The sequence below is a fragment of the Pseudomonas sp. Sample_14 genome (genome assembly GCF_004307515.1).
Lineage (GTDB): Bacteria > Pseudomonadota > Gammaproteobacteria > Pseudomonadales > Pseudomonadaceae > Aquipseudomonas > Aquipseudomonas atacamensis.
Genome location: NZ_RCOC01000088.1, coordinates 121,297 through 145,646 on the forward strand (window position 1 = coordinate 121,297; position 24,350 = coordinate 145,646).

21 protein-coding genes are annotated in these 24,350 nt (G+C 60.0%); 16 read left to right on the forward strand and 5 right to left on the reverse strand.

Annotation, left to right across the window (positions count from 1 at the left end; translation table 11 throughout):
- Positions 1-11 precede the first annotated feature (11 nt).
- On the forward strand, positions 12-1,451 hold the full coding sequence (locus tag D8U61_RS21170; RefSeq protein WP_130927613.1) for an HD domain-containing phosphohydrolase: 1,440 nt from the start codon (positions 12-14) through the stop codon (positions 1,449-1,451).
- A gap of 10 nt (positions 1,452-1,461) precedes the next feature.
- Here D8U61_RS21170 and D8U61_RS21175 read toward each other — a convergent pair whose 3' ends face one another.
- Complete coding sequence (locus D8U61_RS21175) at positions 1,462-2,370, reverse strand: LysR family transcriptional regulator (RefSeq protein ID WP_130927614.1); 909 nt, start codon at positions 2,368-2,370, stop codon at positions 1,462-1,464.
- Positions 2,371-2,578: 208 nt separating this feature from the next.
- Between D8U61_RS21175 and D8U61_RS21180 the strand changes: the two genes are divergently transcribed.
- Entirely contained in the window at positions 2,579-3,355 is a 777-nt protein-coding gene (locus D8U61_RS21180; RefSeq protein ID WP_130927615.1) for an SDR family oxidoreductase, read from the forward strand.
- 48 nt (positions 3,356-3,403) lie between these two features.
- Here D8U61_RS21180 and D8U61_RS21185 read toward each other — a convergent pair whose 3' ends face one another.
- On the reverse strand, positions 3,404-4,297 hold the full coding sequence (locus D8U61_RS21185) for a LysR family transcriptional regulator (protein WP_130927616.1): 894 nt from the start codon (positions 4,295-4,297) through the stop codon (positions 3,404-3,406).
- 95 nt (positions 4,298-4,392) lie between these two features.
- Here D8U61_RS21185 and D8U61_RS21190 point away from each other — a divergent pair, with 95 nt between their 5' ends.
- Positions 4,393-5,559 carry an MFS transporter gene (locus D8U61_RS21190; RefSeq protein ID WP_016774330.1) on the forward strand — a complete coding sequence of 389 codons (1,167 nt, stop codon included), beginning with the start codon at positions 4,393-4,395 and terminating at the stop codon, positions 5,557-5,559.
- 12 nt (positions 5,560-5,571) lie between these two features.
- Here D8U61_RS21190 and D8U61_RS21195 read toward each other — a convergent pair whose 3' ends face one another.
- On the reverse strand, positions 5,572-6,747 hold the full coding sequence (locus D8U61_RS21195; protein WP_110599156.1) for a DNA-binding transcriptional regulator: 1,176 nt from the start codon (positions 6,745-6,747) through the stop codon (positions 5,572-5,574).
- Between the two features lie 284 nt (positions 6,748-7,031).
- On the opposite strand from D8U61_RS21195, the gene xylA reads away from it, so the two are divergent.
- The 6 genes from xylA to D8U61_RS21230 all read left to right on the forward strand — a co-directional run bounded on the left by xylA (position 7,032) and on the right by D8U61_RS21230 (position 14,922).
- Positions 7,032-8,348 carry a xylose isomerase gene (gene xylA / locus D8U61_RS21200; protein WP_130927617.1) on the forward strand — a complete coding sequence of 439 codons (1,317 nt, stop codon included), beginning with the start codon at positions 7,032-7,034 and terminating at the stop codon, positions 8,346-8,348.
- Positions 8,349-8,495: 147 nt separating this feature from the next.
- A complete protein-coding gene (gene xylF, locus D8U61_RS21205; protein WP_016774327.1) occupies positions 8,496-9,497 on the forward strand; it encodes a D-xylose ABC transporter substrate-binding protein in 1,002 nt (333 codons plus the stop codon).
- Between the two features lie 157 nt (positions 9,498-9,654).
- On the forward strand, positions 9,655-11,211 hold the full coding sequence (xylG, locus tag D8U61_RS21210) for a D-xylose ABC transporter ATP-binding protein (protein ID WP_039758957.1): 1,557 nt from the start codon (positions 9,655-9,657) through the stop codon (positions 11,209-11,211).
- Entirely contained in the window at positions 11,212-12,348 is a 1,137-nt protein-coding gene (locus tag D8U61_RS21215) for a sugar ABC transporter permease (protein WP_016774325.1), read from the forward strand.
- 524 nt (positions 12,349-12,872) lie between these two features.
- Positions 12,873-13,547 (forward strand): isochorismatase family cysteine hydrolase, encoded by a 675-nt coding sequence (locus D8U61_RS21225; RefSeq protein ID WP_130927618.1) that lies wholly within the window; start codon positions 12,873-12,875, stop codon positions 13,545-13,547.
- 13 nt (positions 13,548-13,560) lie between these two features.
- Positions 13,561-14,922, forward strand: a complete 1,362-nt coding sequence (locus tag D8U61_RS21230) for a cytosine permease (RefSeq protein WP_125916004.1) — start codon at positions 13,561-13,563, stop codon at positions 14,920-14,922.
- Positions 14,923-15,194: 272 nt separating this feature from the next.
- Here the strand turns inward: D8U61_RS21230 and D8U61_RS21235 are convergent, their stop codons facing one another.
- A complete protein-coding gene (locus tag D8U61_RS21235; RefSeq protein WP_125926101.1) occupies positions 15,195-15,413 on the reverse strand; it encodes a hypothetical protein in 219 nt (72 codons plus the stop codon).
- 445 nt (positions 15,414-15,858) lie between these two features.
- On the opposite strand from D8U61_RS21235, the gene D8U61_RS21240 reads away from it, so the two are divergent.
- The 7 genes from D8U61_RS21240 (at position 15,859) to D8U61_RS21270 (ending at position 22,900) form a co-directional block, all read left to right on the forward strand.
- The gene (locus tag D8U61_RS21240) at positions 15,859-16,116 is read left to right on the forward strand and encodes a DUF6555 family protein (protein ID WP_039758965.1); all 258 of its coding nucleotides are present in this window, start codon (positions 15,859-15,861) and stop codon (positions 16,114-16,116) included.
- 324 nt (positions 16,117-16,440) lie between these two features.
- Positions 16,441-17,385, forward strand: a complete 945-nt coding sequence (dctP, locus tag D8U61_RS21245) for a C4-dicarboxylate TRAP substrate-binding protein DctP (protein WP_225927696.1) — start codon at positions 16,441-16,443, stop codon at positions 17,383-17,385.
- 62 nt (positions 17,386-17,447) lie between these two features.
- Positions 17,448-18,080, forward strand: a complete 633-nt coding sequence (locus tag D8U61_RS21250; protein ID WP_024012587.1) for a TRAP transporter small permease — start codon at positions 17,448-17,450, stop codon at positions 18,078-18,080.
- The gene (gene dctM, locus D8U61_RS21255) at positions 18,077-19,360 is read left to right on the forward strand and encodes a C4-dicarboxylate TRAP transporter large permease protein DctM (RefSeq protein WP_041480541.1); all 1,284 of its coding nucleotides are present in this window, start codon (positions 18,077-18,079) and stop codon (positions 19,358-19,360) included. Before D8U61_RS21250 ends, dctM begins: the two co-directional genes overlap by 4 nt.
- 83 nt (positions 19,361-19,443) lie before the next feature.
- Positions 19,444-20,394, forward strand: coding sequence for a TAXI family TRAP transporter solute-binding subunit (locus D8U61_RS21260; RefSeq protein WP_130888055.1), 951 nt, complete (start codon positions 19,444-19,446; stop codon positions 20,392-20,394).
- A gap of 71 nt (positions 20,395-20,465) precedes the next feature.
- Positions 20,466-22,493, forward strand: coding sequence for a TRAP transporter permease (locus D8U61_RS21265; protein ID WP_130927619.1), 2,028 nt, complete (start codon positions 20,466-20,468; stop codon positions 22,491-22,493).
- Positions 22,490-22,900 carry a DUF1850 domain-containing protein gene (locus D8U61_RS21270; RefSeq protein WP_125926099.1) on the forward strand — a complete coding sequence of 137 codons (411 nt, stop codon included), beginning with the start codon at positions 22,490-22,492 and terminating at the stop codon, positions 22,898-22,900. Before D8U61_RS21265 ends, D8U61_RS21270 begins: the two co-directional genes overlap by 4 nt.
- Positions 22,901-22,947: 47 nt before the next feature.
- On the opposite strand, the gene dctA is transcribed toward D8U61_RS21270, so the two are convergent.
- Positions 22,948-24,255 carry a C4-dicarboxylate transporter DctA gene (gene dctA, locus D8U61_RS21275; RefSeq protein WP_125926098.1) on the reverse strand — a complete coding sequence of 436 codons (1,308 nt, stop codon included), beginning with the start codon at positions 24,253-24,255 and terminating at the stop codon, positions 22,948-22,950.
- Positions 24,256-24,350 lie beyond the last annotated feature (95 nt).

The following is a 24,350-nucleotide window of genomic DNA, read 5'->3' on the forward strand; positions in this document are numbered from 1 at the left end:
GGGCATTTTTCATGGATAGTGGCTTGCAACTGGACATCTCGCTGGACGGCGCACTGGCAACCATCGCCCAGGTCGGTGACCTCAGCATGGGGCAACCGCTCGGTCATTCCCGGCGCGTTGCCGCTTTGGCGCGGATGCTCGCGCAGGCATGCCACGGCGCCGGTGAGCATTTGCAGGTTGCAGAGCAGATTGCCTTGCTGCGCTGGTCTGGGTGCACGGCCAACGCCGAAGGCTTTGCCGACCTGCTGGGCGACGACGTCGATGGTCGCCGCGCAATGCTCGATCTGACCCTCGGCAATGAACAGATGAACGCGGTGCATCAGGCAACCCCGCTGGCCGTGGTGCACTGTGAAGTGTCCGGTGCAATCGCCAAAACCCTCCAGCTCGGAACCGCCGTCGAAGCGGGCCTGTGTCGGGTGTTCGAAACCTACGACGGCACTGGCCGACCGCTGGGCGTAAGCCATGAACACATCCCTGAAGTCGCCTATCAGGTGGTCATGGCCGGTGATCTGGACATTCTCACCCGCGCCCATGGCCTGGACGCGGCGCTGCGCTGGATCAGCGAGCAGTCGGATCGGCGCTATCCCGCATCGCTGGTGTCGTTGCTGGTGGCCAATGCCAAGACCTGGCTGGCGGATCTGGAAACGCTTTGCACAAAAGTTGAACCCGTGCCTGAGCAGCGTCGTGTCTCGCTGACTTTGGTCGGAGACGTCATTGACTTGAAGCTGCCATGGCTGGCCGGGCATTCGCGTCAGGTCGCGCATGTTGCCATGGAAGCGGCACGCCTGTGGGGGCTGAGTGAGCCGACGCTGACAGACATTGGCAAGTCCGCGCTGATTTACGGCCTCGGCCGCGCAGCCGTTTCCAATCACCTATGGAATAGCCCAGGGCCGCTGCCCTACGGTGCGGCAGAGCGAGTGCGCCTGGTGCCTTACTGGACGCAACAGGCGCTCAGGCCGGTAATGGAACTGGCCGCGCCCGCCGAGATAGCCACCCACGCGTATGAACGGCTCGATGGCAGCGGCTATTTTCGCGGCGTGGCGGGTGATGCACTGAATGCCGAACATCGGCTGTTCGCCACCTCGGTCGCCTGGGTGGCGTTGAGGCAGGCCCGGCCCTGGCGATCAGCCCACGACGAAGCGGCAGCAGCCACGCTACTCAAACAGGATGCTGGCCGTGGTCTGTTCGATAACGATGTCTGCGAAGCCGTCATTGCTGCCGCCAGTGGCGAGCGTCGCCTGCGGCAACCCAAGCCTACGCTGCTGACAGCCCGTGAGTGCCGCATTCTCCTGGAAATCAGCCGTGGCGCCAGCAACAAACAAGTCGCGCAACTGTTGGCTATCAGTCCGAGCACGGTGCGCACGCACATGGAAAGCATCTTTCGCAAACTGCAATGCTCGACCCGTGCAGCCGCCACCCTGAAGGGGCTGACACTGGGCTTGATCGCCTGAGTCCGCCCGGTCAAGCCTGATCAGCCTGTCTGGCGCGAGCAAGTTCGATGAATGCCTTGGCGGCCGCAGAGGGATTGCGGCGGTTCGGGTAGTACAGGCACAACCTGTCTCGGGGCGGGGTCCAGTCCTCGAGTACCTGCACGAACTCGCCGGTGCGGATTTCGTCACGAACGTCCTGCTCCATGAAAAAGCCCAGCCCCATGCCCGCCTGCACCGCGACCTTGACCACGCTCGATTCATCCAGCGTAAGCGGACCGTTCACATCAAGACGGGTAACTTCTCCGTCCCGTTCGAAATACCAAGGGAAAATCGCCCCGTTCGGCAGTCGCACGCGGATGCATCGATGCCCGGGCAGCTCGGACGGCGTGCGCGGTTTGCCGTGTTGTGCAAAATACCCCGGCGAACCGACCACCGCGTAACGTTGCGGCGGGCCGACAGGCACCACAATCACATCGTTGGGGACGAGGCCTGCCGAGCGCACGCCGAAATCGAAGCCGTCAGCCACGATATCCACCAGCCGGCCTTCGGTTACAAGGTCAATATGGACTTTCGGATGCTGCTGCAAAAACTCGATCACCAGTGGCAGCAGCGCCGAACGCGCAGCGCTGGCGAAGGCGTTGATGCGCAACGTGCCCGAGGGTCCGGCGTTCTGCGAGCGCACTGCATCGAGTGCCGCACGCAAATCCTGCAAGGCTGGCCCCACCTGTTCGAGAAACACTCTCCCCGCTTCGGTGATGGCGACGCTACGGGTCGTGCGGTTGAACAGTCGCGATTCGAGGCGCGCTTCCAGTTGCGCAATGGTGTTGCTCAGCGCGGTGGTGGAGACGTCGAGATCAATGGCGGCCTGGCGAAACGACCCCCTTCGCGCCACGGCTATGACGGCGTCCAGTTCATTGAGGGCCAAGCGATCCTGAACCATGGATTGTCCTGATTTCCGGGATAGGTCATTAAGTTTTGTCCCAGTTGAACAAACTATCTGCGGCCCAGCAAGATGACTCCAGTTAATCAATCAGGAGTCAGCCAATGAACCTTCAACATCCCGCCGTCGTGCAGACGTATGTCACGGTCATCGACGAGAAAGAAATCTACGACGCGATCCATCAATTCCGAGCGCTGGAGATCTCGCCATGCTGAATTCAGGATTGACTGGCAAGCGGGTCCTCGTCACTGGCGGCACCAAGGGAATCGGCAAAGCAGTGGTCGAGTGGTTCCTGGCCGAGGACGCAAAGGTCATCACTTCGGCTCGGCAAGTGGACGTCGAAATGCCGGGCGCACTGCTGGTTGCGGCTGATCTTTCGACCCGGGAAGGTTGTGACGTACTCATCGCAGCGGTCCAGCAGCAACTGGGCGGCGTCGACATAGTGGTTCATGTCCTGGGTGGCTCGTCGGCCCCCGGTGGTGGTTTTGCAGCGCTGGACGAGGAGCAGTGGCAACGCGAGCTCAATCTGAATTTGCTGCCAGCGGTGCGCCTCGATCGCGCCCTGCTCCCGGGCATGCTCGAGCGTCGGGATGGCGTGGTGATCCATGTCACCTCCATCCAGAGTCGACTGCCACTGCCGGAATCCACCACAGCGTACGCGGCGGCCAAGGCTGCGCTGTCGACCTACAGCAAGAGCCTGTCGAAAGAGGTGTCGCCCAAAGGAGTCCGTGTGGTTCGGGTTTCCCCGGGCTGGGTCGAAACCGAAGCATCGGTGGCATTGGCCGAGCGACTCGCGCAGGAGGCAGGCACTGACTATCAGGGTGGCAAGGACATCATCATGCAAGCCTTGGGCGGTATTCCGCTCGGCCGCCCATCGACGCCAGCTGAAGTGGCTGAGCTGATCGGGTTTGTGGCGTCGCCACGAGCGGCTTCGATCACAGGAAGTGAATTTGTGATCGACGGCGGGACCATCCCGACAATCTAGCCGGCAGTTTGCGGGTCAGGGATGACTCGCTGAATCCGACCGGCACGCTTACATCCGATGCTGCTCCAGCAAAAAATCCACAAACAAGCGCACCCGCACCGGCATCGCCGCGCCGCCGACGAACACCGCATGAATCGGTTCCTCATCGCCCGGGTTAAACGTTTGCAGCAGCGGGATCAGCGTGCCGCGCTGCAAGTCTTCCCTGACGGTGAACTCGCCAATCCGTGCAACGCCTGCGCCGAGTCTGGCGAACTGGGCCAGTGCTTCGCCGCTGCTGCATTCGATGTTGCCGCTGACTTTCAGCGAGAACTCCTTGCCGTCGCGGATGAACGGCCAGTTGGCTTCGGCGCGGCGGAAGTTGAAGCGCAGGCAGTTGTGCTTGAGCAGGTCTTCCGGTTCGAGAGGTGTGCCGTGGCGTTTCAGGTAATCGGACGATGCGACCACGACTTGGCCGGTGTGGCCGAGCCGGCGTGCGGTCAACGGGCTGTCGGGCAGATGGCCGAAGCGTATGGCGACGTCCGCCTGGCCGGCGAGGATGTCGACTACCTCGTCGCCGAGGCTGAGGTCGACGACGATGTTCGGGTAACGGGCGGTGAAGGCTGCGACCAGCGGCACAATGGTCAGCCGTCCATGGCCAAGGGCGGCACTGACACGCAAGCGGCCCTTGGGTACGCCTTGATCGGTAATGGCCCCTTCGACCTCGTCCATGTCGGCGAGAATTCGCCGGGCACCGCGCAGGAAGGCCTCGCCCTCGGCGGTAAACGTCAGCGCGCGGGTGGTGCGCAGCAGCAAGCGGGTGCCAAGTCGTTGTTCAGCGCGGGCGATGATCCGACTGACCGCCGAAGGCGTCAGCCCCAACGCACGCGCAGCCGCTGAGAGGCTGCCCTCCTGCGCCACGATGACGAACACGCTCATTTCCCCTGACCTGCCGTTGAAGTCCATTCGTGCCTCTTACGCAAAGGTGATTGCCAAAATCGCCATCTACCGCCTGAAAACGATGGATCGTAGCATTGGCGGCATAGATGAGGAGACTTTCCATGCGTATCAATCCACCACTTGTTGCACTCGCTGTCGGCGCCTTTGGCATCGGCGTCACCGAGTTCGCGCCGATGGGCATGTTGCCCGGCATCGCCGCCGATCTCGGCGTTTCCATTCCCGCTGCGGGGTTGCTGGTCAGTGCCTACGCCTTGGGCGTGCTGCTCGGCGCGCCGCTGATGACCCTGACCACTGGCAAGATCCCGCGGCGCTATCTGCTGATCGGGCTGATGGCGATTTTCACCCTGGGTAACCTGATGTCGGCGCTGGCTACCGACTACTACAGCCTGATGGTCGCCAGGGTGATCACCTCGCTCAATCACGGCGCATTCTTTGGGGTCGGCTCTGTGGTCGCCGCCAGTGTGGTCGCGCCGGAAAAACGTGCCGGCGCCGTGGCGGCGATGTTCATGGGCCTGACGTTGGCGACTATCGGCGGCGTGCCGCTGGCGGCGTGGTTTGGTGAGCTGTTCGGCTGGCGCACGGCGTTCTGGGGCATTACCGGTCTCGGCGTGCTGACCATGATCGCCTTGTGGTTCGCCCTGCCCAATCTGAAAGCAGAGCAAGGCGCGGGTGCACTGGCGGAAATACGAGTATTGGGCCGCGGTCCGGTGTTGGCCGCACTGGCCCTGACCGTGGTCGGCTCGAGTGCGATGTTCACCGTGTTCACCTACATCGCGCCGATTCTCAGCAGCGAAACCCACGCCTCAGCCGCGTTCATCACCGCCATGCTGGTGTTGTTCGGAATCGGTTTGACGCTGGGCAATATGTGGGGCGGCAAGGCTGCCGACCGCTCGATCGACCGCACCCTGATCGTGTCGCTGAGCGCATTGATTGTGGTGTTGCTGGCGTTCACGGTGCTGATGCGCTGGCCGCTGCCGGCCGCCGTGGCCATTCTGATCTGGGGTATCGCCAGCTTCGCTCTGGTGCCGCCGCTGCAGATGCGCGTGATGGAAGCCGCCAAGGACGCGCCGAATCTGGCTTCGGCGGTGAACATCGGCGCGTTCAATTTCGGCAACGCGATCGGCGCGGCGCTGGGTGGCGCGGTGATCAATGCCGGGCTGGGTTATCCGGCGATTTCCCTGGCCGGCGCGGCGATGGCTGGTCTGGGGTTGCTGATGGTGCTGACGTTCGCCTGGCGCTCCAGAGCCAGTGCCGCTGCGCTGGCGTAAGTCTTCGCAGCGCTACGCCCCGCCCTGCTGATATTCGCGGGGCGTGCAGCCGAACTCGCGACGGAACACCGTGTGCAGATATTGCGCAGACTTGAAGCCGCAGGCCTGGGCAATGTCGGCAATCGCCGCATCGGTGTTCTTCAAACCGCTGGTAGCCGCCGCCAGTTTGAAACGCAGAATCTCGTCATGCACGCTGCAATCGCGCTCAGCGCGGAAATGCGCTTCCAGCGACGAGCGCGACACCCCGACATACGCCGCCACTTGTGCGGTCTTGATGCCCTGACAGGCATATTGGCGGATGAACAGCAGCGCTTGCATGACGTAGGGATTGCCCAGCGGTTGGTGCAGGCTCGACACCTGCACGTTGACCGCGTCCGGCGGAATCAGGATTTGCGTACCGGTGGACGGCATGCCGTGGAGCATCTGGTGCAGCAATTGCGCAGCGGTGCGGCCCATGGTTTCGGTGCCCTGAATCACCGAACTCAGCGGTACGCGAGTCAGGCTGCGGGTCAGCGGGTCATTGTCGATGCCGATCAGCGCGACCTGCTCCGGCACGGCGATGCCGGCGGTCAGGCAGGCTTGCAGCAACTGGCGGGCGCGGGCGTCGCTGACGGCGATGATGCCGATCGGTTTGGGCAGGCTGTGCAGCCAGGCGATCAGTTGCTCGACGGCGCTGTCCCACAGTGGCGCGCTGGTGCCCATGCCGCGATAGATCTCGGCGTGCAGGCCGTCGCGTTGCATCAGTTTGCGAAAGGCTTTTTCCCGCTCCTGCGCCCAGCGATTGGCCTGCGCCTCGGGCAGGCTGAAACAGGCAAAGCGCTGCAACCCCGCCTCGACCAGATGCGAGTAAGCCAGCGTGATCAATGCGTTGTTGTCAGTGGCAACGTAGGGAATCGCTTTTGGATAAGCGCGTGCATCCTCGTAGGAACCCCCCACCGCCACCACCGGCAAATGAATGTCGGCCAGCGCCTCGCCAATCAGCGGATCATCGAAGTCGGCAATGATCCCGTCACCCTGCCAGCGCTCGATGCCTTTCAAGCGGCAGAGAAAGTCCTCTTCCAGAAACAGGTCCCAGGAAGCGCGAGTGCTGCTCAGGTAGTTGCCGATGCCGCTGATGATTCCACGGTCGTAGATCTTGCTGCCGTTGAACAACAGGGCGATGCGGTGCACGGGCGGTAGGCTTTTCATTCAGTATCCGGATTTTGCGTCAAGCCATTCGCGAGCAGGCTCGCTCCCACACGGTTTTGTGAACGACACGAATCAAATGTGGGAGCGAGCCTGCTCGCGAAAGCGGCCTCAAATTATTTTTGTTCCGGGCCGCCATGTCGCGGCGACGATGGACACAGACTAGGCCTGCGAGCGCTGAAGCTCAATACGCAAAATCGCACTCGCAGTTGAGGCTTTTCATAATCAGCGGGCACGGGGCCGTTGCTAGTATCGAGACACCGCCAAGAACAACAAGGACAAGGTCCATGCAGTATTTCCCCAATATCGAGCCGGTTCGCTACGAAGGCCCGAACAGTGATTCGCCCCTCGCATTCCGTCACTACGACGCCGACAAACTGATCCTCGGCAAACCCATGCGCGAACACCTGCGCATGGCCGCCTGCTACTGGCACACTTTCGTCTGGCCGGGCTCTGATGTGTTCGGCGCCGGAACCTTCAAACGCCCGTGGCAACGCAGTGGCGAACCGATGGAACTGGCTATCGGCAAGGCTCAAGCCGCATTCGAGTTCTTCAGCAAACTAGGCATCGATTACTACTGCTTTCACGACACGGACGTCGCCCCCGAAGGCAACTCGCTGAAGGAGTACCGCGAACACTTCGCGCAAATGATCGACCGCCTCGAACAGCATCAGGAACAAAGCGGCATCAAGCTGCTCTGGGGCACCGCCAACTGCTTCAGCAATCCGCGTTTCGCCGCCGGTGCCGCGAGCAATCCCGATCCGGAAGTGTTCGCCTGCGCCGCCGCGCAAGTGTTCAGCGCGATGAACGCCACCCATCGCCTCAAGGGCTCCAACTACGTGCTGTGGGGCGGTCGCGAAGGCTACGAAACCCTGCTCAATACCGACCTGAAACGTGAGCGCGAACAACTCGGGCGCTTCATGCGCATGGTGGTCGAGCACAAGCACAAGATCGGTTTCACCGGCGACCTGCTGATCGAGCCCAAGCCGCAGGAGCCGACCAAGCACCAGTACGATTACGACAGCGCTACGGTATTCGGCTTTCTCCAGCAGTACGGCCTGGAAAAGGAAATCAAGGTCAACATCGAGGCCAACCACGCGACCCTGGCCGGCCACAGCTTTCATCACGAAATCGCCACGGCTGCCTCGCTGGGGATCTTCGGCAGCATCGACGCCAACCGTGGCGATCCGCAGAACGGCTGGGACACCGACCAGTTCCCCAACAGCGTCGAAGAAATGACCCTGGCGACCTATGAAATCCTCAAGGCCGGCGGTTTCAAGAATGGCGGCTTCAATTTCGACTCCAAGGTGCGCCGGCAGAGCCTCGACGAGATCGACCTGTTCCACGGCCACGTTGGCGCCATGGACGTTCTTGCCTTGTCGCTGGAACGTGCCGCCGCGATGGTCGAGAACGATCAACTGCAAACCCTCAAGGATCAACGCTACGCCGGCTGGCGTCAGCCGTTCGGGCAAGCGGTGATGGCGGGCGACTTCAATCTCGAGTCGCTGGCCGAGCACGCGTTCAGCAACGAGCTGAACCCGCAAGCCGTCAGCGGCCGCCAGGAAATGCTCGAAAACATCGTCAACCGTTACCTGTATCGCTGATCGCCGAGACCCTCTGCCGACGCAACGACGCTGTGACAATTGCACGACAATTCTGTGCCTGCTGCGTCGGCAGATTCTCTACAGTTCTACCAGCCCGATTCATCGTCAGGCCGTGTCTTTCCAACAAAAATAAAAGGACGCACCACCATGAAGAACTTGAAACGTACGCTGTTGGCCAGTGCCCTGGCGTTGTTGGCCCTGCCGGTAATGGCCGACGCTACCCACCCGAAAATCGGTTTTTCCATTGACGATCTGCGTCTGGAACGCTGGTCGCGCGATCGCGATTACTTCGTCGCGGCGGCAGAAAAAATGGACGCCAAAGTCTTCGTGCAATCGGCGGATGCCAACGAGCAGAAGCAGATTTCGCAGATCGAAAACCTCATCTCTCGCGGCGTCGATGTGATCGTCATCGTGCCATTCAACGCGACAGTGCTGACCAACGCCGTGGCCGAGGCGAAGAAAGCCGGAATCAAAGTGGTGTCTTACGACCGGCTGATTCTCAACGCCGATGTCGACGCCTATATCTCCTTCGATAACGAAAAGGTCGGCGAAATGCAGGCCGGCGGCGTGCTGAAAGCGGCGCCCAAGGGCAATTACTTCTTGCTGGGTGGCGCGCCCACCGACAACAACGCCAAGATCCTCCGTGAAGGCCAGATGAAAGTGCTGCAACCGGCCATCGACAAGGGCGATATCAAGATCGTCGGCCAGCAGTGGGTCAAGGAATGGAACCCGACCGAAGCGCTGAGCATCGTCGAAAACGCCCTGACCCGTAACAACAACAAAATCGACGGCATCGTCGCCTCCAACGACGCTACCGCTGGCGGCGCCATCCAGGCACTGGCCGCGCAGCAACTGGCCGGCAAGGTGCCGATTTCCGGTCAGGACGCCGACCTCGCAGCCGTCAAACGCGTGATCGCCGGCACGCAAACCATGACCGTGTACAAACCACTGAAACTCATCGCGTCCGAAGCGGCCAAGCTCTCGGTGCAACTGGCGCGCAACGAAAAACCGGCCTACACCTCGCAGTACGACAACGGCAGCAAAAAGGTCGACACCATCCTGCTCACGCCAACGCCGTTGACCAAGGACAACATCGACTTGCTCGAACAGGACGGCTTCTACACCAAGGCGCAGATTGCCGGGCAGTGATCCGGTCGTAAATCTTGATCAGACCTGTGGGAGCGAGCCTGCTCGCGAAAGCGGAGTGTCAGTCAGTAAAGCTCTGGCTGAAAAGGCCCCTTCGCGAGCAGGCTCGCTCCCACACAGGTTCAGTGGTGTTTGAGTCCCTGGTATACGAGCCTTTTCCATGTCCGACTATCTGCTGCAAATGAACGGCATCGTCAAAACCTTCGGCGGTGTCAAAGCGCTCAACGGCATCGACATCAAGGTCCGGCCCGGTGAATGCGTGGGCCTGTGTGGCGAGAATGGCGCCGGCAAGTCGACGCTGATGAAGATCCTCTCGGCGGTCTATCCCCATGGCACTTGGGACGGCGAAATCCTCTGGGACGGGCAACCGCTCCGGGCGCAATCGATCAGCGAAACCGAGGCCGCCGGCATCGTCATCATCCATCAGGAACTGACCCTGGTGCCGGACTTGTCGGTGGCGGAAAACATCTTCATGGGCCATGAGCTGACGCTGCCCGGCGGGCGCATGAACTACCCGGCGATGATCCACCGTGCCGAAGCCTTGATGCGTGAATTGAAAGTGCCGGACATGAACGTTTCGCTGCCGGTTTCGCAGTACGGCGGCGGCTACCAGCAACTGGTGGAAATCGCCAAGGCCCTGAACAAACAGGCGCGTCTGCTGATTCTCGACGAACCCTCCTCGGCCCTGAGCCGCTCGGAAATCGAAGTGCTGCTGGACATCATCCGTGACCTCAAAGCCAAGGGCGTCGCCTGCGTCTACATCTCGCACAAACTCGATGAAGTCGCCGCCGTATGCGACACCATTTCGGTGATCCGCGACGGCAAACACATCGCCACCACCGCCATGGCCGACATGGACATTCCACAGATCATCACGCAGATGGTCGGGCGCGAAATGAGCAACCTCTACCCCAGCGAGCCGCATGAGATTGGCGAGGTGATTTTCGAGGCGCGCCACATCACCTGCTACGACGTCGACAACCCCAAGCGCAAACGGGTCGACGACATTTCCTTCAGCCTCAAGCGCGGCGAGATTCTCGGCATCGCCGGGCTGGTCGGGGCCGGGCGCACCGAACTGGTCACCGCACTGTTCGGCGCTTACCCCGGCCGCCACGAGGGAGAAGTCTGGCTGGATGGCCAGCCGATCGACACGCGCACGCCGCTGAAAGCGATCCGCGCCGGCCTGTGCCTGGTGCCCGAAGATCGCAAGCGCCAGGGCATCATTCCGGATCTCGGTGTCGGTCAGAACATCACCCTCGCCGTGCTCGAGAGCTATTCGAAAATGACCCGCATCGATGCCGAAGCCGAGCTGGGCTGCATCGACCGGGAAATCTCCCGCCTGCATCTGAAGACCGCAAGTCCGTCCCTGCCGATCACCAGCCTGTCGGGCGGCAATCAGCAAAAAGCCGTACTGGCCAAGATGCTGCTGGCCAAACCGCGCGTGCTGATTCTCGACGAGCCGACCCGAGGCGTGGACGTCGGCGCCAAGTATGAGATCTACAAGTTGATGGGCGCGCTGGCCGCCGAAGGCGTGTCGATCATCATGGTTTCATCGGAACTGGCCGAAGTGCTCGGCGTCTCCGACCGCGTGCTGGTGATCGGCGAAGGCCAGTTGCGCGGCGATTTCGTCAACCATGAGCTGACCCAGGAACAGGTACTCGCCGCTGCCCTCAGCCAGCCGGGCAGCCATAACAATAATGATCGGAAAACCGCGTAAATGAATCAGGTCAAACAACTGTTCACCCGCTACAAGATGCTCGCGCTGGTATTCGCCGTGGTGCTGATCTGGCTGTTCTTCAGCTGGCAGACCGAGGGCGGCTTCCTCACCCCGCGCAACCTTTCCAACCTGCTGCGGCAGATGTCGATCACCGGAATTCTCGCCTGCGGCATGGTGCTGGTGATTATCAGCGGCGAGATCGATTTGTCGGTGGGCTCATTGCTCGGCCTGCTCGGAGGCCTCGCGGCGATACTCGACGTGGTCTATCACATTCCGTTGCTGGCGAATCTGAGTCTGGTCGCCCTGTGCGGCCTGATGATCGGCCTCGCCAACGGCTACATGGCGGCGTACTTGCGCATACCGTCCTTTATCGTCGGCCTGGGCGGCATGCTCGCATTTCGCGGGATTTTGCTGGGGATCACCGGCGGCACCACCATCGCCCCGGTATCGCCGGAGCTGGTCTACGTCGGCCAGGGTTATCTGCCCCACGCGATAGGCACCGGCCTGGGTGTGCTGCTGTTTGTGCTGACGGTGTTCCTGACCTGGAAACAACGACGCAATCGCGCCCTGCATGGCCTGGCGGCGCATTCGCTGGTGCGTGATGTTGTGCGCGTGCTGGTGATCGGCGCGGTGCTGGCCGGTTTTGTTCAGACCCTCAATAGCTATGACGGCATTCCCGTGCCGGTGCTGCTGTTGCTGATTCTGCTCGGCGTGTTCAGCTACGTCACCAGCCAGACCGTGTTCGGCCGCCGGGTCTATTCGGTCGGCAGCAACATGGAAGCCACGCGCCTGTCAGGCATCAATGTGCAGGCGGTCAAGCTGTGGATTTTCGGCATCATGGGCGTGATGTGCGCCCTCGCCGGCGTGGTCAACACCGCACGCCTCGCCGCCGGCTCACCGTCCGCCGGCAGCATGGGCGAACTCGATGCCATCGCCGCCTGCTTCATCGGCGGCACCTCCATGCGCGGCGGCTCCGGCACCGTCTACGGCGCCCTCCTCGGTGCACTGGTGATCACCAGCCTGGACAACGGCATGTCCATGCTCGACGTGGATAGCTACTGGCAGATGATCGTCAAGGGCAGCATTCTGGTGTTGGCGGTCTGGGTGGATGTGAGTACGCGTACGGCGCGGCGTTGATCGCCGCGAGCCTGGATGGATCTGCTTCAAAAGGGAGCAAGAACGCAAGCCGCTGCTACGCTACGTAACACAATATTATGGAATACCAGATACCACAAAACATTGCTTTGAACGCTTGGTCCGCTCTGGCTCAATGGCTTCGAAGGCCTTGCACAGCTTGGCCCGTATCTTGCTCCTCCAGTGCATATCGCGCTCAAGGTCTATGGCCATGCCTGCATCCTCCGCAAATTTCGGCGACGCTCACACCCGCTCTTCAAGCGCGGTGTGTGCGTTGCCGTGCGCAGCCATGGCGCGTTATCTCCGTCGATTCCGCTCTTCGTCCTCCATCGTGCTGCCGCAGCTGCCATCCTGCGTGAGCGCGAAGCAAAACGGTTTCTGGCAGATAGTCAGGTAACACCTCCCCACGAGAGTCTCTCTCGATCTCTCGCAGTTTCCGCCTTGGCGGATCGCTGCGCACCGTCATTACCGAGTTTTCTGGTGAGTCCCTCCGGCTCGCCCGACGCTCTGCATCCGGAACAAACCTGATGAACCAAAACACCGCCTTGCTTGTGATCGATATGCAAAAGGAAGATGGCTTCCCGCTCGAACGCTTCGATCAAGTGGTCGATAACGCCGCATCCCTGATCGATCGCGCTCGCCAGTTGCACATCCCGATTTTCTATACCCGCCATGTCAACGACGCTCCGGGCCGCGATCTGGCGCTGGGCGAACCGGTAGACGACCAAGGCAGGCCAACGACTTACCGCGCCGGCACATCTGCGATCGAGATCATTGACGCTCTGGCGCCTCGAGACGCTGACGTCGTCATCGATAAACGCCGGTACAGCGCCTTCCACGGCACCCGTTTGGCTCAGATGCTCAACCGCCGAGGCATCAAGCACCTGGTGGTCATCGGCGTGCTGACGGATGTGTGTGTCATGAGCAGTCTGTTCGACGCCTATCAGCACGACTTCCAGATCAGCCTTGTCGCTGACGCCTGTAGTGCGACTACAGAGGGAGCGCATTACTCGGCACTGTTCATCCTTTCCAACTGGCTGTACGGGCTGGAGCTCTTCACCACCGAGCAGTTGTCGAGACGCTGGAACAACGAGCCGGCAACATCGCTTCGAACCGCCGAACCCGATCACCTCGCCTTCCAGCCAGATGAATTCCCACAAGTCGTAGCGCGCTTTCAACGCCGCCTCGTCGACCCCTGCTGAACGGAGAACAGACATGAAAGTTGAAAAACGCAGCATCGACTTTATCCCTGAGAGCGAGCGTCACGGTCGGCCCCGTTCCTTGTTCTTCGTCTGGTTTGGTGCCAACGCCAACATCACCACAGTAGCGGCTGGAGTGTTGCCCATCAGCCTGGGACTCAATCTTTTCTGGAGTGCGCTATCGATTCTTATCGGTTCGCTGATTGGTGCAATCTTCATGGCTTCGCACTCCGCACAGGGGCCGAGACTGGGTATTCCGCAGATGATCCAGAGCCGGGCACAATTCGGGGTTTTCGGCGCTATCGTACCGCTGCTGTTCGTCATGCTTATTTATTTGGGCTTTTTCGTCAGCAACACGCTGTTGGCTGCTCAGGCGGTGAGCGACCTGAGCCCGTTGAGCACCGCTGGCAACATCGCTCTGCTGGGCGCGGCATGCTTCCTGGTCGCGCTGTTCGGCTACCAATTGATTCATCGCGTACAGAAGCTGCTTTCGCTGATTTCGATTGCCGTGTTCGGCATCGCCACCCTGCTCGCTCTCGCGCTGCCGATAGAGGCCGGCCAATGGACCGCGCAGGGTTTCAATCTGGTCAGCTTCCTCGCCTCTGTCAGTATCGCGGTCACTTGGCAACTGTCCTACGCACCTTACGTGGCGGACTACTCTCGCTATTTGCCGAGCGACACTTCCGCCCGCCAAGTGTTCTGGTACAGCTATGCCGGTACCGTTATCGGCGGAAGCTGGATGATGTTGTTAGGCGCCGTACTGGCCAAGGGCATGGTGGGGTTCTCCGATAACGTCGGGCTGCATCTTATAGGCCTGCTCGGAGGAGGCACGCTGCTGATGGTGGCATTCGTGCTATACGGCCAGATCGCCATCAATGTGTTCAACCTGTATGGCGCTTTCATGTCGACGATCACGATGATCGAGCCTTTCTCTGCGCTCAAAATCACCCCGTCTGTACGTGCGGGATTCCTGCTGATCATCTGCACGATCGCAACCGGTTTATGCACATTGGCGCAGGACGACTTTCTGCAGTTCTTCCTGAATTTCATTTTTTTCATGAGCTACTTTCTGATCCCCTGGACGGCGATCAATCTTGTCGACTATTACGCGCTGCGCAAAGGCGTTTACCGGATTGCCGACATCTTCGATCCGGCAGGCATCTACGGTCGGGTGAACTGGACAGCAATCGCAGTATTCCTTTGCACCATTGCTCTGGAAATTCCGTTCATGAACACCTCCATGTACGTCGGGCCTGTTGCCACCAGCCTGCAAGGCGTAGACCTGGCGTGGGTCGTTGGCTTGCTGTGCCCTGCGTGCGCTTACTACGCCCTCATGCGCCGGCGCGGTTCGCTGTTGATCAAGGCATCGCAAGTTTGATGTTCGCAGGCTGAGAGCGTTTGTGCTCTTCTATCGGAACAGTACTGAGGCCCGTATTCACGGGCCTCTTACTTCCTGTGCAAGTTTGTGTAACATCCGGGAAACTGGACGATTCGATTTATACGTAAGTCAAAACAATTACTGGCAGTGATTTATTGTCAGGGACATGATCAACGGCCCAACCCAACTCTCTGCAGTTGTACAAGCGCAGCGGTAATCGTTGAGTCTTGCCGAATTTCATCAGCCGCCTCGTTTGCGAGCTGAAGCGAACATCAGCGTTTCGCTGATGGCTTGAACTGACGATCAATGTCCAACATCTTCGCGACGCACAAGGCCAGGCGCTCATTGATCACCCGCTCCTGCTCGTTTTTGAGACACTTCTCACAAAGCCCGGCATGGCCGGCGCTTGCCTTGCAACGCTCCGCTTGCGGCGAGGTTTTGTACAGCCTATTGCATTTTGTACAAGCATGACGCAGCTCGTCGTTTTCCATGGCCCTTCTTCCTGTCAAGGCACAAACGGGTCATTAACCATTACATGAGCTTCGCTGAATCTGTACAGGAAATAGTTCGTTTATCGCCTCGCTTGCGAAGCTTGCTAACTAAAATCTTCCACTGGACTAACTGCACCAACGTACTAACTTGAAAGTATCGGCAGCGATCTACAGATTACGCGCTAGTTAAACGCAGCGATAATCCTCGTCAACATAAAATGACATTCAAATGCCATGACACCGGGCAAGCGCCGATATATTTTGCCGTTTCGCTTAGTTGCGCTGATCAAACTTTCGCAATCACAGGAGGAGCGTTGTTATACCGCAAGCGCATGCTTGTATAAGTAATTTTCAACCGGTGCGGACGCATGTCGAGATGTTAGAAAAAACTGTGAATTTCCTGGCGCGAGGAACATCCCTCTTTCATGAGTAACAGGAGAGCCTCATGAGCCAGACAGATTTGTACATGATTAAGTACCGACTTCACGGTGTGCCCAAATCCTTCATTATCCGCGCCAAATTGATGAACAACGCAGAAGCCTGGCAGTGGGCGAGTTGTGATGCCGGGTTGACGCCAATTCCCAAGCCAGGCCGGCCTCCATTGAAGCGCTTCTCGAAACCGATGGCCGAGCGATTCGGCGTCACCGACGTGCAATGGCACGAATCAAAGGCCGTGTGTTGGGACGAGGACCTGGCGATATGAGAATCCCGCGCCGCCAACCCGAGGCCTATCTGCCCGGTTCACCTTCAGCAGCGGGCACTTGAAATTCAAACACCACTCATTGCCGGGTAATCCCCATACCGTTCACGGCCCTGACGGAACCACGTACTCAGTTCACTCGCCACTGTTTTGCGGTTTTCTGGTCAATTCCCCGGCAAATCAGATATTTCTGCCTAGACTTGAACATGTCTCGGCACTTGAACGCGTTCAGCGCGTCGAGCGGTCATCACAATAAAAACAAGAGGAATCACCCAGATGCTCAGATCTCTGTTCAGCGCACTTGCCTGCGCTTTGGCGGTAAGCAGCATGAACCCGGCCATGGCGGCAGACCCGGTGATCATCAAGTTCTCGCATGTGGTCGCTGACCAGACGCCCAAGGGGCAAGGTGCGTTGCTGTTCAAGAAACTGGTCGAGGAACGTTTGCCGGGCAAGGTCAAGGTCGAGGTGTATCCCAACTCCTCGCTCTTTGGTGACGGCAAGGAAATGGAAGCGCTGTTGCTCGGCGATGTGCAGATGATTGCGCCGTCGCTGGCCAAGTTCGAGCAGTACACCAAGACCGTGCAGCTGTTCGACCTGCCCTTTCTTTTCAATGACATCAACGCTGTCGACCGCTTTCAACTGAGCCCGCAGGGTCAGGGCCTGCTCAAATCCATGGAAAGCAAAAACATCACCGGCCTGGCTTATTGGCACAACGGCATGAAACAACTGTCGGCCAACAAGCCACTGCGTGTACCGGCGGATGCGCGCGGCCTGAAGTTCCGGGTGCAGGCCTCGGCGGTGCTGGAGGAGCAATTCAAGGCGGTGCGCGCCAATCCGCGCAAGATGAGTTTTGCCGAGGTATATCAAGGCCTGCAGACCGGTGTGGTCAACGGGGCGGAAAATCCTTACTCGAACATCTACAGCCAGAAGATGCATGAAGTGCAGAAATACATCACTGAATCCAACCACGGTGTACTGGACTACATGCTGATCACCAACACCAAATTCTGGAACGGCCTGCCACCCGACGTGCGCAGCGAACTGGACAAGATCGTCGTGGAAGTCACCACCCACGTGAACAAGGAAGCCCAGCAACTGAACGAGGGTGACAAGCAGCGCATCCTTGCCGCCAAAACCACGGAAATCATCACGCTTACGCCAGAAGAACGTGCGCAATGGCGCGACGCGATGAAACCGGTGTGGAAGAAGTTCGAAGGCGAAATCGGCGCTGAGCTGATCTCTGCCGCCGAAGCCGCAAACCAGGCGCAATAATCGCAAGGCAGGCGCCGCTGCGTCGGCGCCTGCCCGTCTTCACTCGACGTGAGATGCCATCCATGAAAGCGCTTCGGCGAATCTGGGAACACTTCGAGGAAGGCTTCATCGTCTTCCTTCTGGCGGCCATGACCCTCGTCACGTTTGTCTACGTGATCCTCAATAACTTCTACAGCCTGTTTTACTGGCTCGCCGATCATTGGCCGGCGGCCAGTGTTCCGCTGTTCGCTGTTGGCGATCAGATCATGGGCATGGCGCAGGCCATGACCTGGAGCACTGCCCTGACCAAAGCGCTGTTCGGCTGGCTGATTTTTTTCGGTCTGGCTTATGGCGTGCGCACCGCCGGGCATATCGGTGTCGACGCACTGGTCAAACTGGCGCGCAGATCGGTACAGCGTTACATCGGCATCCTCGCCTGCCTGTGCTGTCTGGCCTACGCGGGGCTGCTCGCCGTCGCCAGCTTCGAATGGATCGAAACCTTGATGAACGCCGGTATCGGTGCCGAGGATCTTGGCCATTTCGGCGTCATGCAGTGGCATATCGGGTTGATCGTGCCGCTGGGCTTCGCGCTGGTGTTCATCCGCTTCGCTGAAATTCTCCTGCGCATCCTGCTCAATCGTCAGACCGGCCTCGGGCTGGCCGATGAGGCGGCCGACGCGCTGAAACTTGCCGAACACGAGGATGACAAGCCATGACCATCGCCTTCCTGTTCGTGGCCCTGTTCGCCTTGATGTTCATCGGCGTGCCGATCGCCATTTCGCTGGGCCTGGCCGGCTCCTTGACGATCATTTTCTTCAGTCCCGACTCGGTGCGCTCGCTGGCGATCAAACTGTTCGAGACCTCGGAACACTACACGCTGCTGGCCATTCCGTTTTTCCTGCTGGCCGGGGCCTTCATGACCACTGGCGGCGTCGCCCGCCGGCTGATCGACTTCGCCAACGCCTGTGTCGGGCATATTCGCGGCGGCCTGGCCATTGCGGCGGTGCTGGCCTGCATGCTGTTCGCCGCCCTCTCCGGTTCAAGTCCCGCCACGGTCGCTGCGGTGGGCTCGATTGCGATTGCCGGGATGGTCCGTTCCGGCTATCCGCAGGCGTTCGGCGCAGGGATCATCTGCAACGCCGGTACGCTGGGCATCCTGATCCCGCCGTCGATCGTGATGGTGGTTTACGCCGCCGCTACAGAAACCTCCGTGGGCAAGCTGTTCATGGCCGGCGTGGTGCCTGGCCTGCTGCTGGGCACGGCGTTGATGGTGGCGATCTACATCGTCGCGGTGAAGAAAAATCTCCCCGCCTTGCCGCGTGCGACGCTTCGCGAGTTTCTGAGTACAGCACGCCAGGCAATATGGGGCCTGTTGCTGATGGTGATCATCCTCGGCGGCATCTATTCGGGCATGTTCACCCCGACCGAAGCTGCCGCAGTGGCAGCCGTCTATTCGGCCTTCATCGCTTTGTTCGTCTACAAGGATCTGACCTTTCGCGAGACCCCCAAGGTTCTGCTCGACTCGGCCAAGCTGAGCATCATGCTGATGTTCATCATTGCCAACGCCATGCTGTTCGCCCACGTGCTGACCACCGAACAGTTACCTCAACAAATCACTGCCTGGGTGATCGACGCCGGCCTGACGCCGGTGACGTTCCTGCTGGTGGTCAACATTGTGCTGTTGATTGCCGGCGCGTTCATGGAACCGTCAGCGATCATCCTGATCCTGGCGCCCATCCTTTTTCCTATCGCGATGAAACTGGGCATCGATCCGATTCACCTCGGCATCATCATGGTGGTCAACCTTGAGATCGGCCTGATCACGCCACCGGTGGGCCTGAACCTGTTCGTGACCTCGGCGGTGACCGGCATGTCCTTGCCCGCCACAGTCAAAGCCGCGATGCCGTGGTTGTCGATTCTGCTGTTGTTCCTGATCCTGATCACTTACGTGCCATGGATCTCACTGGTGCTGCCGAACTGGCTGGGGATGAACTGACGTCGTGACGATCACGTTCAGCCGGGACCGGCTAGAGTGCAATCACTCTGCTTAAAACCATAACAAGACGGAGAAGTGCCCCCATGCGAGTCAAAACACGCTTTGCCCTGCTGGCCGCCGCCACGCTGACCCTTAGCAGTGCTGCGCAGGCCGCGCCCGTGTTCATCAATATCCTCACCGGCGGAACCAGCGGGGTTTACTACCCGATCGGGGTCGGTCTGTCGCAAATCTACAGCGACGGTATTGCCGGCTCGAAGACATCGGTGCAGGCCACCAAAGCGTCGGTAGAAAACCTCAACTTGCTACAGGCCGGTCGCGGCGAGTTGGCCCTGGCTTTGGGCGACTCAGTGGCCGACGCCAAAAACGGCGTGGAAGACGCCGGTTTCAAAGCACCGCTGACCAAATTGCGCGCCTTGGGCGGCGCCTATCCCAATTACATTCAAATCGTCGCCAGCCAGGAGTCGGGAATCAAAACCCTCGCCGATCTCAAGGGCAAGACCATCTCGGTCGGCGCCCCAAAATCCGGCACCGAATTGAATGCGCGGGCGATATTCAAAGCGGCCGGCCTGACCTACGAGGACATGGGCAAGGTGCAATATCTGCCGTTTGCCGAATCGGTGGAATTGATCAAGAACCGGCAACTGGACGCCACCCTGCAATCGTCGGGACTGGGCATGGCCGCCATTCGTGACCTGTCGTCGGTGATGCCGCTGAACTACGTCGCCATTCCGAGCGAGGTGGTGACAAAAATCGGCAATCCGGCCTACCAGAGCGCAATGATCCCGGCCAACACCTACGACGGACAGGCCGAAGCCGTGCCCACCGTGGCAATCACCAATATTCTGGTGACCCGCGCCGACCTGCCGGATGACGTCGTCTATGACATGACCCGCCTGCTGTTCGACAACTTGGGGCGCTTGGGTAACTCCCATTCGGCGGCCAAGGACATCAAGCTGGAAGCGGCTGCGAAAAACCTGCCGATCGCGCTGCACCCCGGCGCCGAGCGCTACTACAAGGAAAAAGGCGCTTTATAAGCGCTTGTGCGCAGTGGCGTGACGGCCACTGCAGCGTCGATTCCTTTGTGTGGTCATGAGGAAGGCAGCCAATGAGTGACGAGCATCACGGTATTTCCGCGAACCCACGGGACTGGCCGAAAACCCTGTTTTACGTAGCGTTGCTGTTCTCGATTTTCCAGATCGTCACCGCAGCCTTTTCTCCTCTCTCCAGCCAGGTGCTGCGTGCGGTGCACGTCGGCTTCCTGCTGTGGGTGGTGTTTCTCAGTTATCCCGCACGAGGCACAGACCGTCCGTGGCAACCGCTGGCGTGGCTGCTGAGCCTGGCCGCCATCGCTACCGCGCTGTATCAATGGGTGTTCGAGGCCGATCTGATCCAGCGCTCCGGTGACCTCACCTCGGCCGACCTGATGATCGGCATCGTATTGATTGCTCTGGTCTTCGAAGCCGCGCGACGGGTCATGGGCATTGCGCTGCCGGTGATTTGCGGGCTGTTCCTGGCGTACGGTCTGTTCGGGCAATACCTGCCCGGCGAACTGGCCCATCGCGGCTACGGTTTCGACCAGATCATCAATCAACTGTCGTTCGGCACCGAAGGGCTGTACGGCACGCCGACTTATGTGTCGGCGACCTACATTTTCCTGTTCATCCTGTTTGGCGCATTCCTCGAGCAGGCCGGCATGATCAAGCTGTTTACCGACTTCGCCATGGGCTTGTTCGGGCACAAGCTGGGAGGCCCGGCAAAAGTGGCCGTGGCCTCGTCGGCATTGATGGGGACGATCACCGGCTCCGGGATTGCCAACGTCGTGACCACAGGGCAATTCACCATTCCGCTGATGAAGCGCTTTGGCTATCGCGCCGCGTTCGCCGGCGGCGTGGAAGCCACCTCCAGCATGGGCAGCCAGATCATGCCTCCGGTGATGGGCGCGGTCGCCTTCATCATGGCTGAAACCATCAATGTGCCCTTCGTCGAAATCGCCAAGGCGGCGCTGATTCCGGCCCTGCTGTATTTCGGCTCAGTGTTCTGGATGGTCCATCTGGAAGCCAAGCGCTCCAACCTCAAGGGCCTGCCCAAAGACCAATGCCCCAGCGCATGGGGCGCGGTGAAAGCCCGCTGGTATTTGCTGATTCCTCTGCTGGTTCTGGTTTACCTGCTGTTTTCCGGGCGCACACCGCTGTTCTCGGGCATGGTCGGCCTGGCATTGACTGCCATCGTGATTCTTGGCTCGGCGATCATTTTCCGGGTGCACAGCTTCGGCCTGCGCTGTGCGTTCTGGATTGCCCTGGGCGTGCTCTGCACAGGTTTTTTCCAGCTCGGCATCGCGGTGATTTTCGCGGTCATTGCCGTCCTGGTGCTGGTCTGCGCTTTCATCAAGGGTGGTCGCGACACGCTGCTGATCTGCCTGCACGCGCTGGTCGAGGGCGCCCGCCACGCGGTACCGGTGGGCATCGCCTGCGCACTGGTCGGCGTCATCATCGGCATCGTTTCGCTCACCGGCGTCGCTTCGACGTTTGCCGGCTACATCCTCGCCATCGGCCGCGACAACCTGCTGCTGTCGCTGATCCTGACGATGATTACCTGCCTGGTGCTAGGGATGGGCATTCCGACCATTCCCAACTACATCATCACCAGCTCGATCGCCGCGCCCGCCCTGCTGGAGCTGGGCGTGCCACTGATCGTGTCGCACATGTTCGTGTTCTACTTCGGCATCCTCGCCGACCTGACCCCGCCGGTCGCCCTCGCCTGTTTTGCCGCCGCGCCGATCGCCAAGGAAAGCGGCTTCAAGATCAGCCTGTGGGCCGTGCGCATTGCGCTGGCCGGTTTCGTCATCCCGTTCATGGCGGTCTACAACCCGGCGCTGATGCTGCAAGGCGACAACTTGTGGGCAACTGCCTACATGCTGATCAAGACTCTTCTGGCGGTTGGTCTCTGGGGCATGGCGTCTACCGGTTTTCTGCAACAGAAAATGCTGATCTGGGAACGGGTGCTCAGTCTCGGCGCCGGCGCCCTGCTGATCGTGGCACTGCCGGTGACCGATGAAATCGGCTTCGCACTCGGGATTCTGGTAATCGTGCAACACGTCTGGCGCTCGCGGCGCGCAGCAGCGGCCAATGCATGATCGGCTTGTGCCTGGGTCTGGCCGGCAGTATCTGGGCACAGTTGCCGGTAGCGAACTTCACCCTGGCATGGAACCACAGCATCGAAAAGATCCGCTGGGAGGAAGACTACCGCGTCACGGCCCAAGGGCTGGTTCTTGAGCAGGCCAGGGTTCGCGGCAACGGCGCTGGCATGGAGATACCCGACGATGCCCGGCTGGAGAACGGCAGTTGGCATTTCCGACGCCACTTGCCGCCGCTGCAACCACTGCAATTGGGCCGAACCCCGCAGGCCGGTGATTACCAGTTATGCATGGATGCCAAGTGCGAATTGGTCAGCCGATGGGTTGGGCCGGCCACTGTCAGCGAGCCGTTTTTGCAGTTGTGGGGTTGCGAAATGACTTCGCTATCGCCGTCGCATGATGGTTAGCCAGGAAGCCGTGGCGAGCTGTCGCCAACATCGCCACGTTTCGCGGATTACTTGTGCGCCAGCAACGATTTACGTTCGGCCTTGGCGTGTTTCATGGCGGCGATTTCCCGCTCGCACGCTTCGACATCGAAGGAGTTGTCCCACTTGGCAATGGCAATGGTGCCGATGCCGTTGCCAATCAGGTTGGTCACCGCTCGCGCCTCGTTGAGGAAGCGGTCGATGCCCAACAGCAACACCAGGCCCACCAGAGGTATGGAGTGAATAGTGGTGAGCGTGGCCGCCAGGGTCACGAACCCTGCTCCCGCCACACCGGCCGAGCCCTTGGAGGTCAGCAGGAACACGCCGAGCAGAATCATCTGATCCATGAAGGTCAGCGGCGTGTTGGTCGCCTGGGCGATGAAGATCGCTGCCATGGTCAGGTAGATGCAGGTGCCGTCCGCGTTGAAGGTGTAGCCCGTCGGCAGGACCATGCCGACCACGGATTTCTTGCAGCCGAGCTTTTCCAGTTTGACCATCATTCGCGGCAGCACCGCTTCGGTCGAACAGGTGCCCAGGGTGATCAGGATTTCATCCTTGAAATAACGCAGAAACTGCATCAGCGGCATGCCCGACCATCGCGCCACCGCGCCCAGTACCACGACGATGAAGATCAGCGTGGTGATGTACAGCGCGACCAGTAACTGCCCCAGCGACAGCAGAGTGCCGATGCCGTATTTACCGATGGTGAACGCCATGCCAGCTCCGGCGCCCAGCGGCGCCAGACGCATGACCATCGCGACGATTTTGAACAGACCTTGCAGGAACAGATCGATGGTGTTGATCAGCGGTTTGCTGGTTTCGCCCATTTGCACCAAGGCGACGCCCATCAGCACCGACAACAGAATCACTTGCAGCATGACGCCATTGGAGAAAGCGCCGAGGAAGGTGTGCGGAATGATATTGAGGAAGAATTCGACGAGGCCGCCCTGCTCGCTCGCCGCCTGGCTGTATTTATTGACAGCACTGCCATCGAGGGTGCCGGCGTTGATGTTCATGCCGGCGCCGGGCTTGACCACGTTGACTACGATCAGGCCGACCACCAGTGCGATGGTGGAAAGAATCTCGAAGTAGATCAGCGCTTTCACACCGATCCGTCCGACCTCCTTGATGCTGCCCATCTTGGCGATACCGACCACCACCGTGCCGAAAATGATCGGCGCCAGAAGCATCTTGATCAGCTTGATGAAACCGTCGGCAAACGGCTGCAGCTTGGCGCCGATGTCCGGCACGAAGTATCCGATGGCAGCGCCGATGACGATGCCGATCAGCACTTGCACATAGAGCTGGCTGTACCAGCGTGATTTTGAAGTTTCCACGGAAGCACCTCATTTTATTGTTGTGGTGGGCATGTGGCTTTGGCGTCGAGGATGACGCCTGAAGCTGCGGCCCCGGCGAACGAGGCCGCAGATGA